20 protein-coding genes are annotated in these 16,087 nt (G+C 55.6%); 9 read left to right on the top strand and 11 right to left on the bottom strand.

Annotated features, from left to right (window positions below):
• Window positions 1-9: 9 nt before the first annotated feature.
• The 8 genes from ACKTS9_RS11135 to ACKTS9_RS11100 form a co-directional block, all read right to left on the bottom strand.
• Window positions 10-762, bottom strand: a complete 753-nt coding sequence (locus tag ACKTS9_RS11135) for an ABC transporter ATP-binding protein (RefSeq protein WP_087232803.1) — start codon at window positions 760-762, stop codon at window positions 10-12.
• A gap of 2 nt (window positions 763-764) precedes the next feature.
• On the bottom strand, window positions 765-1,742 hold the full coding sequence (locus ACKTS9_RS11130) for an iron chelate uptake ABC transporter family permease subunit (protein ID WP_407880829.1): 978 nt from the start codon (window positions 1,740-1,742) through the stop codon (window positions 765-767).
• A complete protein-coding gene (locus tag ACKTS9_RS11125) occupies window positions 1,739-2,749 on the bottom strand; it encodes an ABC transporter permease (protein WP_407880827.1) in 1,011 nt (336 codons plus the stop codon). The genes ACKTS9_RS11130 and ACKTS9_RS11125 overlap by 4 nt, the downstream gene beginning before the upstream one ends.
• A 214-nt stretch (window positions 2,750-2,963) precedes the next feature.
• Window positions 2,964-5,078: a heavy metal translocating P-type ATPase gene (locus tag ACKTS9_RS11120; protein WP_407880825.1), complete on the bottom strand. Its 2,115-nt coding sequence runs from the start codon at window positions 5,076-5,078 to the stop codon at window positions 2,964-2,966.
• Window positions 5,079-5,130: 52 nt separating this feature from the next.
• Window positions 5,131-5,403 carry a DUF6110 family protein gene (locus tag ACKTS9_RS11115; protein WP_407880823.1) on the bottom strand — a complete coding sequence of 91 codons (273 nt, stop codon included), beginning with the start codon at window positions 5,401-5,403 and terminating at the stop codon, window positions 5,131-5,133.
• 18 nt (window positions 5,404-5,421) lie between these two features.
• On the bottom strand, window positions 5,422-5,511 hold the full coding sequence (locus ACKTS9_RS11110) for a DUF6219 family protein (RefSeq protein WP_242969278.1): 90 nt from the start codon (window positions 5,509-5,511) through the stop codon (window positions 5,422-5,424).
• Window positions 5,512-5,733: 222 nt separating this feature from the next.
• Window positions 5,734-6,156 carry a flavodoxin gene (locus tag ACKTS9_RS11105; protein WP_006575242.1) on the bottom strand — a complete coding sequence of 141 codons (423 nt, stop codon included), beginning with the start codon at window positions 6,154-6,156 and terminating at the stop codon, window positions 5,734-5,736.
• A 44-nt stretch (window positions 6,157-6,200) separates the two neighbouring features.
• Window positions 6,201-6,752 carry a DUF3793 family protein gene (locus ACKTS9_RS11100; protein WP_407880819.1) on the bottom strand — a complete coding sequence of 184 codons (552 nt, stop codon included), beginning with the start codon at window positions 6,750-6,752 and terminating at the stop codon, window positions 6,201-6,203.
• Between the two features lie 264 nt (window positions 6,753-7,016).
• Between ACKTS9_RS11100 and ACKTS9_RS11095 the strand changes: the two genes are divergently transcribed.
• Window positions 7,017-7,412: a metal-dependent transcriptional regulator gene (locus tag ACKTS9_RS11095; protein ID WP_407882110.1), complete on the top strand. Its 396-nt coding sequence runs from the start codon at window positions 7,017-7,019 to the stop codon at window positions 7,410-7,412.
• A gap of 197 nt (window positions 7,413-7,609) precedes the next feature.
• On the opposite strand, the gene ACKTS9_RS11090 is transcribed toward ACKTS9_RS11095, so the two are convergent.
• Genes ACKTS9_RS11090 through ACKTS9_RS11080 form a run of 3 tightly spaced genes read right to left on the bottom strand, consistent with a single transcriptional unit; the run spans window position 7,610 to window position 8,729 of the window.
• Window positions 7,610-7,753 carry a hypothetical protein gene (locus ACKTS9_RS11090; RefSeq protein ID WP_242956833.1) on the bottom strand — a complete coding sequence of 48 codons (144 nt, stop codon included), beginning with the start codon at window positions 7,751-7,753 and terminating at the stop codon, window positions 7,610-7,612.
• Between the two features lie 37 nt (window positions 7,754-7,790).
• The gene (locus tag ACKTS9_RS11085) at window positions 7,791-8,036 is read right to left on the bottom strand and encodes a heavy-metal-associated domain-containing protein (protein ID WP_087238112.1); all 246 of its coding nucleotides are present in this window, start codon (window positions 8,034-8,036) and stop codon (window positions 7,791-7,793) included.
• A 6-nt stretch (window positions 8,037-8,042) separates the two neighbouring features.
• Window positions 8,043-8,729 (bottom strand): class I SAM-dependent methyltransferase, encoded by a 687-nt coding sequence (locus tag ACKTS9_RS11080; RefSeq protein WP_407880816.1) that lies wholly within the window; start codon window positions 8,727-8,729, stop codon window positions 8,043-8,045.
• A gap of 302 nt (window positions 8,730-9,031) precedes the next feature.
• Here ACKTS9_RS11080 and ACKTS9_RS11075 point away from each other — a divergent pair, with 302 nt between their 5' ends.
• From ACKTS9_RS11075 to ACKTS9_RS11040, 8 genes are all read left to right on the top strand, one after another.
• Window positions 9,032-9,889, top strand: coding sequence for a class I SAM-dependent methyltransferase (locus ACKTS9_RS11075; protein WP_407880814.1), 858 nt, complete (start codon window positions 9,032-9,034; stop codon window positions 9,887-9,889).
• Between the two features lie 13 nt (window positions 9,890-9,902).
• Entirely contained in the window at window positions 9,903-10,688 is a 786-nt protein-coding gene (locus tag ACKTS9_RS11070) for a ZIP family metal transporter (RefSeq protein WP_407880812.1), read from the top strand.
• 18 nt (window positions 10,689-10,706) lie between these two features.
• Complete coding sequence (locus tag ACKTS9_RS11065) at window positions 10,707-11,399, top strand: class I SAM-dependent methyltransferase (RefSeq protein WP_407880810.1); 693 nt, start codon at window positions 10,707-10,709, stop codon at window positions 11,397-11,399.
• A 41-nt stretch (window positions 11,400-11,440) separates the two neighbouring features.
• Window positions 11,441-12,256, top strand: a complete 816-nt coding sequence (locus ACKTS9_RS11060) for a class I SAM-dependent methyltransferase (RefSeq protein WP_407880808.1) — start codon at window positions 11,441-11,443, stop codon at window positions 12,254-12,256.
• A gap of 24 nt (window positions 12,257-12,280) precedes the next feature.
• A complete protein-coding gene (locus ACKTS9_RS11055; RefSeq protein ID WP_407880806.1) occupies window positions 12,281-13,087 on the top strand; it encodes a class I SAM-dependent methyltransferase in 807 nt (268 codons plus the stop codon).
• Window positions 13,088-13,249: 162 nt separating this feature from the next.
• Window positions 13,250-13,840, top strand: a complete 591-nt coding sequence (locus ACKTS9_RS11050) for an MptD family putative ECF transporter S component (protein WP_407880804.1) — start codon at window positions 13,250-13,252, stop codon at window positions 13,838-13,840.
• Window positions 13,841-14,560, top strand: coding sequence for an energy-coupling factor transporter transmembrane component T (locus ACKTS9_RS11045; RefSeq protein ID WP_407880801.1), 720 nt, complete (start codon window positions 13,841-13,843; stop codon window positions 14,558-14,560).
• 13 nt (window positions 14,561-14,573) lie between these two features.
• On the top strand, window positions 14,574-16,037 hold the full coding sequence (locus tag ACKTS9_RS11040) for an ABC transporter ATP-binding protein (RefSeq protein ID WP_407880799.1): 1,464 nt from the start codon (window positions 14,574-14,576) through the stop codon (window positions 16,035-16,037).
• Window positions 16,038-16,087 lie beyond the last annotated feature (50 nt).

The raw sequence follows: 16,087 nt of genomic DNA, 5'->3' as shown, positions 1-16,087 counted from the left end.
AAATAAGGGTCAATAGTAGATGGACAGGGGTTTGCCCGCAATGGTCAGGATCTCGAAGTCCACCTGATAGATCTGCGACAGGTTCTCTTTCGTCATCACCTCCTCCACAGTGCCAAACTTAGCGATTTTTCCGTCCTTGAAGGCACAGATATAGTCGGAATAGAATGCCGCATAATTGATCTCATGCAGCACCAAAATCACCGTCTTCCCCAGCTCATCGCAGAGGCGGCGGACGATTTTCATCATATTGGTGGCGTGGTAGATATCCAGATTGTTGGTGGGCTCATCCAGCAGCACATACTCCGTGTCCTGGGCGATGACCATGGCGATCAGAGCCCGCTGCCGCTGGCCGCCGGAGAGCTCGTCGATGAAGCGATCCTGGAACTCCTCCAGTTCCATGTAGGCAATGGCTCGGTCGATGATCTTCTGATCCTCTGGGGTGACCCGGTTGCCTGAGTACGGAAAGCGTCCGAAGGTCACCAGCTCCCGCACAGTCAGCTTCATCTGGATATTATTGGACTGGGTCAGGATGGCAAGACGCTTGGAGAGCTCCTTGCTTTTCCATTTGCCAATGTCCTTGCCCTCAAAGTCTACCAGTCCGCTGTCGTGGGCGATCAGTCGGGAGATCATGCCCATGACGGTGGACTTGCCCGCGCCGTTGGGGCCGATCAGGGAAATCACCTTGCCCTTGGGAATGGCGAAGCTCACGCCGTCCACCACGGTTTTCCCGTCATACTGTTTTGTCAGTTCTTGTACGCGCATGGTCACACCTTCTTTCTTGTCAGGAGGAGATAGAGGAAGTAAAGGCCGCCGCCCACAGTGATGAATACGCTCACCGGCACGGAGTAGGAATACACATGCTCCACAATGAGCTGTCCGCCCACCAGCACGATCATGCCGAACAGGGCCGAGCCCAGCACCAGTTGGGTGTGCCGGAAGGTTTTCAGCAGCTGACGGGACAGGTTTGCGATGATGAGCCCCAAAAAGGAGATGGGTCCTACCATGGCGGTGGCCACGGCGATGCAGAGAGTCACGCCCAGCAGCAGGCGGCGGATGCAGCGGTCGTAGTCCACCCCCAGATTGATAGCCTGCTCCTTGCCTAAGGTCAGCACATCCAGCAGGGCCAGCTCCTTTCGCAGTGCGAAGATGACGCCCGCCAAGAGGATCAGGGAAAAGACGATGATCTCGGAATTGATGTTGCTGAAGCTTGCCACCAGAGTATTCAGCAGGCTGTCGTACTCATTGGGGTCCATGACCCGTGTAAGAGTAGTCTGAATGCTGCTGAAAAACGAAGTTAGTACTGTGCCCACCAACAGCACATACAGCACATTGTGCTTGGTCTTTTTGAAGATCCAGCTGTAGATAATGGTAGCGGTAATGCCCATGAGCACCACGTCCACCGCGAAGGACAGGTTGGCATTGGAGGCCACCACGCTGGCAGACCCCAGGAAAAACACCACCGCCGTGTGGATAAGAGTGTACAGGGAGTTCATGCCCAACAGGCAGGGGGTCACGATGGTGTTGTTGATGATAGACTGAAACACCAGCGAGGCGCCGCCGATGGAAAAGGCGGTAATGAGCATGACAATGAGCTTGGGGGTGCGGATCTTCATGGCGTAGGCCAGCAGCTTGGGATTAGAGAAATTCACTTCAACCAGCATATAGCCCGCCGCGCAGAGAAGAACGATCGCAGCCAGGATCAGGAGTTTGCGCCGGTTGGCGCGTATGGCAGCCGTGTTCACTGGTCTGCACCTCCCTTCAGGTTGGGCATGGTGGAGCAGCAGCCTGTTCCGGCGCTGCCCAGACGGATGGCTTTTCGGCCGTGCTTGAGCCGGTAAAAGAGCAGGCCGATAAAGATCAGGCTTCCCAGGATGCCCACGATCAGCTCGATGGGCAGCTCGTAGGGGGCGATTACGATCCGGCCGATCATGTCGCATACCAGCACAAAAATGGCGCCGAACAGAGCGGTATCCACCAGCGTGCCCCGGATCTTGTCTCCCTTGTACATGGCCACCACATTGGGCACGATCAGCCCGATGTAGGAGATGGAACCAACCACCACCACAATGCTGGCGGTGATCATGGCAGCGATGGTGAGCCCGGAAAAGAGGACCAGGTTATACGGGACACCCAGGTTCTTGGAAAAATCCTTGCCCAGTCCCACAATGTTGAAATGGTTGGCGAAGAGGAAGGCCAGCACCACCAGCGGGACCGTCAGCCAGACGATCTCATACCGGCCTTTCAGCACCAGCGAGAAGTGGCCCACCAGCCAGGAGGACAGGGCCTGGGTCATCTCATATTTGTAAGCCAGATAGTTGGTAATGCCGCCGATGACATTGCCGAACATGATGCCCACCAACGGAACCATAACCACATCCTTGAACTGGATGCGCTGAATGAACCAGACGAAGATCCAGGTACCCAGGATCGCCGTGGCAAAGGCGAAGATAGCCCTGCTCCATAGGGTGGAGGCCGGCATAAACAGGAGCGCCAGCAGGATGCCGAACTGGGCCGAGGAGATGGTGGCCCCGGTGGTTGGGGACACGAATTTGTTGCTGCACAGCTGCTGCATGATGAGTCCCGCCACACTCATACCAATGCCGGTACACAAAATGGCCAGCAGACGGGGCAGCCGGGAGATGATGAAAATCTCCAGCTGCTCAAAATTGCCCGCCAGAAGCTCGCCCGGCGTCAGATCGATCACGCCTACAAACAGCGAGCAGCAGGACAAGACAAGCAACAGAGCCAAGAGAACTATGGTAGAACGATACGGTCTGATACAATCCTCCCCTTTCTTCAATGTGGTTAGCTATGGCTAACTGTATTGCAAAAAACGATGCGCAGGGGCGATTGGACTTACCATGCATCACGCACTGCGCATCGTGAGCTTATTATAGCATATCGAGTTAGCTATGTGCAACCACGCAAAAAGCACAAGCTACCAAACGGAAAGAATGTGTTTTTTAGCCATTCTGCAAATTGTTGTTCTGAACGGGCTGTGTCTGAGTAGTCAACCGGCTCATGCTCCGCAGACTGACTCCCAGGGTGGAGAGATTGTGCAGCGTGGCAGAGGTGGCGGGCGGCAGAACACCGGCCACACCAAGGGCGATCAGGGTGCCGTTGAAGCCGATAACGAAGCGGTAGTTGGAGTGGATGCGCGCCATCAGCGCCATGGCGATCCGGCGCAGCTCTACCAGTTCCCAGAGACTGTCGGCAGCGATGGTGATGTCCGCGATCTCCCGGGCGATGGCGGCGCCGTCGCTGATGGCGATGCCCGCGTCCGCCTCGGACAAGGCCGGCGAGTCGTTGATGCCGTCGCCTACCATCAACACGGTGTGTCCCTCCCGGCGGAGCCGTGCCACATACTCCGCCTTGTCCGCCGGAAGGACTCCAGCGTGGAAGTCATCCACTCCCACCTGGGCGGCAATGGCTGCGGCGGTGCGGTAACTGTCGCCGGTGAGCATGACGGTATTGGTGACCCCCAGAGCACGGAGGGTGGACAGAACTTCCTTCGCCTCCTCCCGCAGCGGGTCGGAGATGCAGATCACAGCGGCCAGCTGTCCCCCCACCGCCAGATACAGGTGGGAATACTCCGGCGGCAGGGCATCAAAGCGCTCCTGTTCGCCTTTCGGAATGACGCAGCCCTCATCCTCAAAGACAAAGTGGGCGCTGCCGATGAGGACCCGCTCCCCATCGACGGTGCTGGCGATGCCGTGGGCCACCAGATATTCCACCTTGGAGTGGTACTCCTCGTGACGCAGGCCCCGGCGCCTGGCCTCCTCCACCACGGCGTTGGCCATGGAATGGGGGAAGTGCTCCTCCAGGCAGGCGGCCAGCCGCAGCATTTCGGCTTCCTCTTTGCCGCCGAAGGGCACCACCTGAGCTACTCGGGGGCAGGCGCGGGTCAGGGTGCCGGTCTTGTCAAAGACGATGGTATCGGCAGCCGCCACAGCCTCCAGGAATTTGCCGCCCTTGACGGTGATGTGGGCGTGTCCCGCCTCCCGCATGGCGGAGAGGACGGCCAGAGGCATGGCCAGCTTCAGGGCGCAAGAGAAGTCCACCATCAGCACCGACAGGGCTCGTGCCACATTCCGAGTAAGGGCAAAACTCAGCAGGCTCCCGGCGAAGGTATAGGGCACCAGCTTGTCCGCCAGATTGGCGGCCTTGCTCTCAGCCTCCGACTTCATCTGCTCCGACTGCTCGATCATGTGAACGATCTGGTCATAGCGGCTCTGGCCGGAGGCTTGCTTCACCTCCAGCACACATTCGCCCTCCTCTACCACGGTGCCGGCATAGACCGCGCCGCCGGGGCGCTTGGGTACCGGGATGGATTCTCCGGTAAGGGACGCCTGGTTGACAGTGACCTCCCCCTCCAGCACCAGACCATCCACGGGGATGATGCCGCCGGCGCGGACGACTACTGCATCCCCCGGCTGGATCTGGGACACAGGAACCAGCACTTCGCCCTGGGCTGTGCGCAGCCAGACCCGGTCCACATTCAGCGACATGCACCGGGCCAGATCCGCCACAGATTTCTTCCTTGTCCACTCCTCCAGCAGCTCGCCCACCTCCAGCAGAAACATGACCATTCCGGCGGTTCCGAAGTCCCTTCTGCAGGCAGAAATGGAAATAGACAGGGCATCCAGCAGCTCCACCTTGATGCGGCGGCGCAGCAGGCAGCGCAGTCCTCTCCGCACAAAGGGGATCATGTGCCAGAGAATGCGGGCAATCCGCAATGGAGACGGGAGAAACAGGGTGCAGGCGGCCTTGCACACCACCTTTGCCACCAGCTTTTCCTCAAATTCCCGGTTCAGCGCCCGGCTGCTGTGGGCGGGCAGCGCGGTGGTCCGCTCCGCCTCCTGCCAGGAAAAATGCCGAATTTCGTTCAGCACGGCTTGGCGAGTCCCATCGTAGTACAGGATGACGCAGCAGGTTCGCTCATGGACGGTGACCTGCCGGCACCATGATTTTCCCTGAATCCATGCCTCCAGCAGATCCGCCTGAGTGAGTGTCATTTGTTTTTGCCGCAGCCGGAACCGGATGCGCCCCCGGCTTTCGTGCAATATGGTTGCGTTCATAGGTTCCTCCTTCACGAAAAGAGGGAGCCGCTGGCGGCTCCCTCTGGGTCAATCAGGCTTCTTCGCTCTCCAGATTGGCAGCGGCGGCTTCCTCCGCTTCCTTCGCAGCCCGGTCCTCATTCAGCTCCCTGGCGGAGGCCAGAATGTCCGCGGCGTTCTCCTGCACCGTGGTCACAGTCCCCATGACCGAATCCTTCATCCGCAGGCCGGCGGCCGTGACATGGACATAGGCTTTCTTGGCGTCCTTGCTGGACAGCAGCTTGATGCCAAAAGAACCAAACAACGCACCACCCGCAAAGCAGGCAAGTTTCGTATAAACGCTCATTGTGATCCTTCCTTTCCCTTATTTCCGTTTGTAGCCGGTGACCATGACCATAATCATGCAGATCACAGCGCCCCACGCCCAAAAACGATGCTGTTTCATCGCTGTCACTCCTTCTGAATGCTTTGGAATGTCTGATTATTGTAGCAGAAACCGTGGGTGTTTGTCGCTGTCAAAACGGACGCGGAGTTGCGGTTTCCGACATTTTTCTGTACTGGCCGGGAGTCATGCCATACTCCCGCTTGAATGCTGCGTTGAACTGGCTCATATGCTGACCGGGGAACCAGAGAGAAGGCAGGAGACAAACGCCTCCTGCCTTCTGCGGTGCTTTTGTCAGGCCAGTGACGCGCCCAGCTCGCGGCAGGCCGCCAGAGCGTCATCGTCCGGAGCCTCGTTGCAGATCACGCTTTCGCAGGCCAGATTGGCGCCGTCGTCGTTGCAGCGGGACTCCCAGCTGCGCATCCATTCGCCGTCGCCCCAGCCGTAGGAGCCAAACAGAGCGATGTTCTTCCCGCTCAGCCTGCCCTCACAGGCGGTGAACATGGGCTCGAACTCGCTCTCCTCCAGCTGCTCCGACCCCATGGAGGGGCAGCCAAAGGCGATGGCGGAATACTCGCCGACCTGCTCCGGCGAGAACTCTGCGGCGGTAATCACAGACACCTCAGCGCCTTTGCCCTTGGCGCCTTCGGCCACCGCCATTGCCATGGCCTCGGTGTTTCCCGTGCCGCTCCAATACACAACTGCAACTTTACTCATAAGACTCAACGACCTTTCTTTCTGGATTTGTTATGGTAGAAACATCAACCAGCCACGGTGAGCTGCTCGATGGATTTCCCTTGCTGCCACTGCCGGGAGTAGATTTTGCTGCACATCTCGTATTTTTCAAAGATGCTCCTGGCGGCCTGTTCGTCGCCGTAGACCTTCCAGCAGCCCACGCACTTGTGATTGCACGCCCGATTGCAGATAAAGCCCAGCACATCCTCCGGCGGATAGCTCAAAAACAGTCCGATCTCATGGGGAAATTCCCCCTCGCTCCGAAGCCGGTGGATCAGGTGAACCACACAGCCATTGGGGTTTTCCGGCACATAGCCGTATTTGAGAAGCAAGGCTCTGGCGCGGTGATCGGTCAGATCGCTCTCCAGCGCATTGGGCCGGTAGGCGTAAATCAAAGCGCGGCCTTTGCAAACCCGGAGCGGCAGAATACGGATTCCTCTGGGAACCAGTTTCTTGTTCAGCCGGCACAAGTCTCGCGTCAGATCCTTCCGGCTGGGGCAGGCGCAGGAAAAGAGGTTTCCCGTCTTGATCCCGGCCAGGGTGGGAGAGCAGTGACGAATCAGCAGATCCTCTGACATAGGCGTTTTCCTCACAAAATCATGTCCAGATGCGGACAGTGCGGTGAAATATGGAATACTGACAATTTAAGGAGGTTAGCGATAGCTAACCAGTGCGTCGAAAATATAGCTGCCGCCTTTTGGTTAGCGGTAGCTAACTAATGCAATTATATATAGGACCCTTTCGCTTGTCAAGAGGATGTATGGATTTTGCTGACAGAAAAAATGGCGCTTGTCGGACGCCTGTGTTATAATAAGCAAAACGCCCGTTTTTTGGAGGTTCCTATGGCGATTCACGAGTCTGGCCAGATGTATCTGGAAACCATCTATATTCTTTCACAGAACAGCGCCTTCGTTCGAGCTATCGATGTGGGAGCGCAGTTGGGCTTTACCAAGCCCAGCGTCAGCAGAGCCATGTCCATTCTGAAAAAGGACGGATATGTGAATGTGGATGCTGACGGTGCGATCACCCTGACGGAGACCGGGCTTGCCATTGCTAAGACGATGTACACCCGCCACACGGTGTTGAGCCAGATGCTGATGGAATTAGGCGTGGACGAAGAGACTGCGACCGAAGATGCCTGCCGGATCGAGCATGTGATCAGCGAAAAATCCTTCGCGGCGGTACAGGCGCATTTGGAACAGGTAACGAAAATGCGGGAAGATGCGCACGGGCAATGAGCCTATGCATATTTGGCGGACTTTGCTATCGAGCGGCAACGCGATAAGTGAATACCTGCCATTTGGCACGGAATATCAAATGCGGTGGAGCCTGGATATGGCCTCCACCGCATTTTATGTGATCTGCGCTTTTAAATCAGGAGCGACCTGCTGTGTAAGTTCACCGCCAAGCGTACCTGCTCCATAGCTCCAAACGCTTACGGCAGCTCATCCTTATGTGTCTGCTGGCTTTTCAAAACCTTTCGGGCGGCTTTTTTGATATTATGGCACACGCCAAGAATAGCGATGCAAAACAGCAGAGCCGCTAATCCATATCCAAACGACTGCATTGCCGTGTTCATATTCACGCCTCTTTTCTGACCGCTGCCGCCAATGAACTCAACCGAATAGTCCTCTTTTTTTATACGGCTCTTTCTGGATCGCTCCGACCTCATACCCCGTGCCGCGAATGGCGTTCATGAGCACCTCCGTGTCCAGCTCTGTTTCAGAGAGGATCACGGTCTGGTTTTTGCTCCGGGAAGAACTCACCTTTTTGACCGGGCAGGCTTTGCGCACAGCGTCATTGACATGGGCCTCGCACATCCCGCACATCATTCCATTGACTTCCACTGTGTACTTCCACATGTTCTCTCACTCCTTCTTGACTTTTGGATCATCGAGCTGCGCGGACCGGAAGGTGGTCTGCCGTGCCGCGCTCCGTTCATCGGGGATCTTCCTGGCCATCAGACAGCACAGCGGCGCCAACGAACTTCCGAGAAGTGGATGGCGAACGATGGAATGGCCGCGCTCGGACAGGTATGCCATCAGCTCCCCGGCAGTCCAGACATGATACACCCGAAAGCCTGAAAGCCCCATGAACCAGAGCCGGAGTCTGGCGCTTCGGCTTTTGCCCCAGACAAAGGTGGGGGCGAACAGCCATCCCCCCGGCTTCAGAACCCGCCAGGCTTCCGCCAGAGCTTTTTCCGGGTGAGGCATGACATGGAGGGCGTTGGAGATCACGACTGCATCGAAGCTCTCCGGGCCGTAGGGCAGCTTGGTAGCGTCCTGGACGGAGAAATGGAGCCGGGACGAATGCACCTGCTTTTTGGCCTGATGGATCATTTCAGCTGAAAAGTCGGTTGCCTCCCAGCTCCGGACACATGGAGACAGCGGCACGGACAGCTGGCCTGTTCCGCAGGCCAACTCCAGCACATCCATGTCCCGTTTCAGAAAAGGACGCATTGCTTTGCAGATCTGCTGATAGGTCGCCTGAGAGCGGCGCATGAAGCCGGCGTAATGCCGTGAAAACCGCTCCCAAAACTGCTTGTTGTCATCCATACAGTATGGTCACCTCAACAAAGGTTAGCGTTTACTAACTACATCATACTCTTTGTCGCATGAAATTGCAAGCTGCTGCCATAACATCTTTCTATCAGCGGATGGCCAACACTCCAAACGAAACGACGGCGTTATATCCTCTAAGCTGATAGCCTTGTTATCACCGGACTGCCGTGTGAAAGCCGTTTGCTATGATTGATTGCGCTGGAAAGAAAGCATGATCTGATCCGAAAATAGCTTGACTGGTTAGCGATAGCTAACTATAATCAAACATAGGGTACTACACCTTTTGAGGAGGGACTATGGAGAAGTATAAAATCGAGAAGGACTCCGTGCAGGAGACTCTCATCATCCCGTTGTATGGCCGGCGGCTTTGCTCACAGCGGTTCCCTGGCCTTTATCAGGATTCAACGGCGGCAATGCTGATGGAAAAGGTGGACTACGACTTTTCTCCTTTGGAGCGGCAGGCAAACAGTCTGATGCAGACCTTCGGTGCGCTGGAGGTGGCCATGCGCCAAAACGACCTCGCCTGGGAGGTGCGGGACTATCTGAATGCCCATCCCAGAGCCGCCGTCATCAATCTGGGCTGCGGTCTGGACAATACCGGGCGGGCCTGTGACAACGGCCGGTGCGGCATCTGGAACATCGACTTGCCGGATGTGATCAAGCTGCGGGATCGCCTGCTTCCTCCCGGAGAGCGGGAGAAAAACCTGGCCTTTGATCTGAAAGACCCGCGCTGGATAGATGCCGTCCGCACTGATCCTGATGATGGGGCGGTGCTGTTTGCCGCCGGGGTCTTCTACTACTTCACGACAGAAGAGGTGAAAGCTCTGGTCACAGGCATCGCAAAACGCTTCCCCGGAGGGCGGCTGGTCTTTGACGCAGCCGGGCAAACGGCCGTCCGGCTGATGCTGAAAACCTGGGTAAAGCAGGCGGGCATCCGGGATGTGGGCGCCTATTTTTCTGTCAAGGACGCCAAGGGGGAGCTGGAGCCATGGTCGCCGCTTTTTTCTGTTTCCAGCCGGGGCTATATGCTGGGCTATCAATCGCTTCATGATCCGGCGGTCCGGCCTGTCCACCGGCTGCTGGCGAAGCTGGCCGACGGACCGATGCACCTGCAGATCGTCCGGATCGACTTTGCGGAATACATTCACGGTTAGATTGGAGGAGAATATGCCGATTGAACTATGGCAAGGGCTGCTGATTCCCTTTGCCGGGACGACGCTGGGTGCAGCCTGCGTCTTTTTTATGCGGAATAACTTGAGCGAACTGGTGCAGCGCGCTCTGACCGGCTTTGCGGCAGGGGTCATGGTGGCGGCTTCCGTCTGGAGTCTGCTGCTGCCCGCGATGGAGCAGGCAGCGGACATGGGGCGGTGGTCCTTTGTCCCCGCCGTTGTGGGTTTCTGGCTGGGAATCTTTTTCTTGCTGGGGCTGGATCGGCTGATCCCGCATCTGCACCGCGGCAGCGCGGAGGCCGAGGGCATCAAAAGCAGTCTTGGAAAAACAACCATGCTGACCTTGGCTGTGGCGCTGCACAATATTCCGGAAGGAATGGCGGTAGGGGCGGTCTATGCCGGGTGGCTCTACGGAGACAGCGGTATCACGCTGGCGGGGGCGCTGGCCCTTTCACTGGGGATCGCCATTCAGAACTTCCCGGAGGGCGCGATCATTTCCATGCCCCTGAAAGCGGAGGGATTTTCCAAATCCCGTTCCTTTCTGTACGGAACGCTTTCCGGTGCAGTGGAGCCCATAGGTGCGATTCTGACCATCCTTCTGGCGGGGATTTTGGTTCCGGTACTGCCTTACGCCCTGAGCTTTGCCGCCGGAGCGATGGTCTATGTGGTAGTAGAGGAATTGATCCCGGAGATGTCAGTGGGAAAGCACTCCAATATAGGGACTATTCTGTTTGCAGTCGGTTTTACCCTCATGATGACGCTGGATGTGGCGCTGGGTGCTTGAGTGAGTGAAGGTGAAAAAATGGGACAAGAAGAGCGGATTCAAAACGCCTACCGGGGATTGGGAGGCAAACGGACATTTTATGATGGCATGATCACCTGTTCCACCCTGTCAGGCCGGGCGGTGTGCCGTCTGGTATGGGGAATGGGCCGGGCGGAAACCCAGGACTACCTTTGCGTCGCCCTTTCCGGAATACCGGAGGGGTTTTCCGGAAGACTGCTGGAAGTCCCCGTGGGTACCGGCATACTGACCATGCCCCTCTATCGGAAAATTCCGGAGGCGGAAATCACCTGCCTGGATTACTCGCCGGAGATGCTGGAGCGGGCAAAATTCTGGGGCGAGGGACTTGCCCATGTGCGCTTTCAGCAGGGGGATGTTGGGGCGCTGCCTTTTGGGGATGGCAGTTTCGACATCGTGCTCTCGCTCAACGGGTTTCATGCGTTTCCGGATAAGGAGGCCGCCTGGCGGGAGATCTTTCGTGTACTGCGGCCAGGCGGGATCTTCTGCGGCTGCTTCTATGTGACGGGGCAAAACCGCCGCACCGACTGGATAATCCGCAGGCTGTATGTGCCAAAGGGCTATTTCACCCCGCCCTTTGAGACGGCGGAGAGCCTGCGGCATCGTCTGGAGGAAATATTCAGGCCGGCAAAGGTTCGCACCGTTCAGAGCATGGCGTCCTTTGTCTGCCGGAAGGCGAAGGAGAAACACCCGTAAACGAATTGTACACAAATATTGAACAACAGGAGGAAAATCAAATGCAGCAAAAGCGTAATCAACAAGCAGAAATCCGTCTCGGCAGCCACGGCGAAGACTATGGAAGCTGGATGTCCAATCCCGTGTTCTACATTATCGGTGGCATCACAGCTCTGGCCGTGGTTTTAGCCGCACTCTCCTTTTCGGTGTTCCATATCACGGTTCTTGGCGTTCTGTTCTCTGTTGTTGCAGCGGCGCTGGTGACCCTGCTGGTCTGGATCACATGGATCAGGCGCCAGTATGCCTTTGGCGGCGGCGGGATCATGGAACAGGTTCACCGGGTCGTTCTCTCTCATCTGGACTATGACGGCCAGGGCAGTCTCTTGGAAGTCGGCTGCGGCTCCGGAGCCCTGTCGATTCGTGCGGCCCTGACCTGGCCGGAGACAAAGGTCACTGGCATGGACTACTGGGGAGCTGTTTACAATTACAGCAAGGCCCTCTGTGAGAAAAACGCCGCAAGTGAAGGTGTGGCCTCCCGGTGTGTATTCCAGCATGGCGACGCCAATCATCTGGATTTCCCCGATGAGAGTTTTGATGCGGTCATCAGCAACTATGTCTACCACAATGTCATGGGAGCCGATATGCACAAGCTGCTGCTGGAGAGCCTGCGGGTGCTGAAAAAAGGAGGCGTCTTTGCTCTGAACGATGATATGAAGCCCAAGCTGTACGGCGATATGGACGCCTTTGCGCAAAAGCTGCGGGAGATGGGCTATCAGGATGTCCGGCTCATTGATACCGCGGAAGAAGCCTTCGGCTCCCACCGCCGGGCTGCCATGATGATGTTGGGCTCTTCCCGTCTGCTTGTCGGCAGAAAGTAATTCGTCAAAACAGGAGGGCTGACTATGTCCAAGTTGGGCGTTGTGGAGGACACATTGTTTGTCCCCATGCTGGGCAGGCTCTATGCCAGCGAGCACTGCTCGCAGATTTTATACGATGGGAAGGCGCTGGAGCTGAAGGAGAAGCTGCCGCCCGAGCTGCTGTCGCAGGGCCGCCTGAGTCAGTATACCCTGCTGGCTTCCGCCGCTCGGTCTGCCAATCTGGACCGGATCATCCGGGCCTTTCTGGAGCGCAGGCCGGACGGTGTGATCGTCCAGCTCGGCTGTGGCCTGGAGACGGTCTATTCCCGCTGCGACAATGGAAGGTCGCACTGGTATGCCGTGGATCTGCCCCATGTGGTGGAATACCGGCGAGAGCTGCTGCCGGAGCCGGAGCGGGAGACCTATCTCGCCGGAGACGCCTTTGCCGAGGACTGGATCAAGCAGATCCGCGCTGATGTGCCGGATGCTCCTATTCTGGTCACCGCTGGCGGCCTGTTCCACTATTTTGAGGAAAGCAAGGTTGTGGGCCTCCTGCGGATGCTCACGGGGTTTGGAGAGATTGAAATCGTCTTTGACTCCGTGAGTAAAAGCGGTATGGCCATGATGCGGAAAAAGTACATGAAGCAGGTGGGCCACGGGGATGCGCAGATGTTCTTCTATGTGGATTCCGCATCGGAGCTGGCCGGGAAAATCGGCGGCGGGGTCAGGGTGCTGGCCGAGGAGCCCTATTACCGCCACATCCCTCGAACCGGATTGAAGCTGTCCACCAAGATCAGCATGGCGGTTTCGGACCGGTTTGGTATGGTAAAACTGATAAGAATATCTTTATAATAGCAACAGCATACAAATAAAAATCTAAATGGAGCAATCTACAACCGTATGGAGTGGTATGCCCCAATTGGAATATGATAAAATACCTCCTGCGAAATTCCGTTTCGCTTTTTTTAGCGCAAGTGGTTAGCCAAATCTAACTCAAATGGAGGTATGTAGAGAATGGAAGTAAGAAACAACAAACTACAAGCAAAAGACCTGATCAATGTCGGTATTTTTACCGCCATCTATTTTGTCGTTTTCTTTGCGGGCATGATGCTGGGGTACATCCCTATTTTTATTCCGCTGCTCGGATTAGTTTGCCCCATCCTGTGCGGTATTCCCTTCATGCTGTACTTAACAAAGGTCAAGAAGTTCGGTATGGTGTCCCTGACCGGTATCATCCTTGGCCTGCTGAATGTTTTAATCGGGGCTGGCGTTCTGGTTCTGATTTTCGGCGTGGTATTTGGCATTCTTGGCGATCTGGTATTGAAGGCTGGGAAATACCAGAGCTGGAAATGCACCCTCCTGGGCAACGGTGTATTCTCTCTCTGGATTATGGGCTATGTGAGCCGTATGTTCCTTACCCGCGTCGAGTTCTTCACTTTCCTGGAAAGCAACTATGGAGCCGAATATACCGCCACACTTGCTTCTTACACCCCGAACTGGATGTTCCCCGTTCTTTTTGTTGTGACCTTCATCGGCGGAATACTGGGGGCGCTGCTCGGAAAAGCGGTGCTAAAAAAGCACTTTGAAAAAGCGGGGATTGCTTAAATGAGCGCCGCAGAAGAATTGAAGTTTGAACGAAACTCCCTAATCCCGATTGACCCGAGAACCAAGATATTCCTGACAGTCACAGTCAGCACGATTACGATGGCAGGCGGCACGGGCGGAATGATGGACATCATCCGCCCGTGCTTGGTTGCCCTACCGGTCCTCCTTCTGCTACTGTCGCAGCGGTGGAAAGCCGCGGCAAGATTTTCAATTACATACGCGGTCCTCTACGGCCTGGAGCTGACAGTTATCCCCATACTCACGGGTATGTGGAATTTTATTCTGAATGCGGCCAGCGGGATTTATACGCACATGCTCCCCGGTTTTGTGATGGGATACTACCTCATCAGCACAACAACTGTCAGTGAATTTGTAGCGGCCATGGAGCGGATGCACGTCCCACAGAAAATAGTAATCCCTGTATCTGTGGTTTTCCGCTTTTTCCCTACCGTCCGGGAGGAGTATGCGGCCATCCGTGACGCCATGAAAATGCGAGGGATTACAACGCTCTGCAGTCCCATGAAGATGCTGGAGTACCGCATCGTTCCCCTCATGATGTCGGTCGCAAAAATAGGGGAGGAATTGTCGGCGGCCGCTTTGACAAGAGGGCTGGGCGCTCCCCAGAAGCGCACGAATATTTGTGAAATTGGGTTTGGGCTGCTGGATGTCCTGTGTGCCATTGTTTCAATCTTTGGATGGGCAGGATTTTTCTTGAAGTAAGGGGAGGACTATTGTGATCCAGTTGAAGAACATCAATTTTTGCTACGCAGGTGGAGAAAACGCAGGCCGACTGGAACAAATCAATCTTGAAATTCCTGATGGGCAGGTAGTTCTCCTGTGTGGGCGGTCCGGTTGCGGAAAAACCACTCTGACCCGCCTGGTAAATGGACTGATCCCCAATTACTATGAGGGGGAACTGACAGGAGAAGTTTTATTGGATGGCAAAAACATCAGCCGGCTTCCGCTCTATGAAACAGCCAAGTATGTGGGCAGCGTTTTTCAAAATCCTCGGACGCAGTTTTTCACAGTGGACTCCACCAGCGAACTGGCCTTTGGGTGTGAGAACCAGGGATTACCCGAAAGCGAGATTACCCATCGGGTTAAGTCCACCGCCGTACAGTTTGACATGGAAGATCTCCTGGGGAAAAATATTTTTCGCCTGTCAGGCGGAGAAAAACAAAAAATTGCCTGCGCTTCTATTTCTGTCAGCGATCCGCCTATTATCGTTTTAGACGAGCCATCCTCTAATCTGGATCAATCAGCCACAGAGGATTTACGCCGTATGATACGCATTTGGAAACAGCAGGGCAAGACCATCCTGATTGCGGAGCATCGGCTCTATTACCTCAAAGAACTGATAGACAGGGTCCTCTATCTGAACGATGGAAGAATTGAGAAAGACTATACGGCACAGGAGGCATTGAACTTGTCCCCAGGACAACAGATCAACATGAGCCTTCGTCCGTTTGAACTTGCGGCTTTCCCCTCAACGCCCCATCCTTTTGACGAAAATGGACAGATTCAGTGTGAGAATTTTCATTTTGCATACACTAAGCATCGGGACGCCCTGAATATTGGGTGTCTTTCCTTGCCGGAGGGCGGCATCGTTGCATTGATTGGACATAACGGGGCCGGAAAATCCACGCTGGCAAGATGCCTCTGTGGGCTGGAAAAACACTGCGATGGCGTTGTGAAGATGAATGGAAAGCAGTATAATAGAAAGCAACGGCTGGCCCTGTGCTACATGGTGATGCAGGATGTAAACCATCAGCTATTTACGGAAAGCACTGAGGAAGAAATGCTCATTAGTATGGCGGCCCCAAGCTCTGACCGGGCGGATGCGGTTCTTGAGCGGTTGGATTTGATGCAGTTTAAGGATCGGCACCCAATGGCGCTCTCCGGAGGCCAGAAGCAACGAGTCGCCATTGCCACCGCTCTGGTTTCAGACCGCAAAATCCTGGTGTTTGATGAGCCGACCAGCGGATTAGACCTGCATCACATGAAAGAAGTGGCCGATGAACTTATAACGATACAGGAGATGGGAAAGACCTCTCTTGTTATCACTCACGATTATGAGTTGATCGTCAGTTGTTGTACTCATGTTTTGCATTTGGAGCATGGTGTTGTGCAGGAACAATATGCGCTGGATGCCGCAGGGCTTCAGCGTATTCAAAATTTTTTTATAGAATCGAGGTGATCCCAGTTTGAATAAAAGTGACCTGTTTTTCTCGCGGCAAAATATGAATT

Source organism: Owariibacterium komagatae (assembly GCF_045865535.1).
In the GTDB taxonomy this organism is placed as follows: Bacteria; Bacillota; Clostridia; order Oscillospirales; family Ruminococcaceae; genus Ruthenibacterium; species Ruthenibacterium komagatae.
The sequence above is the reverse complement of the archived record's forward strand: the minus strand, read 5'-3'. Positions and strand labels throughout refer to the sequence as shown.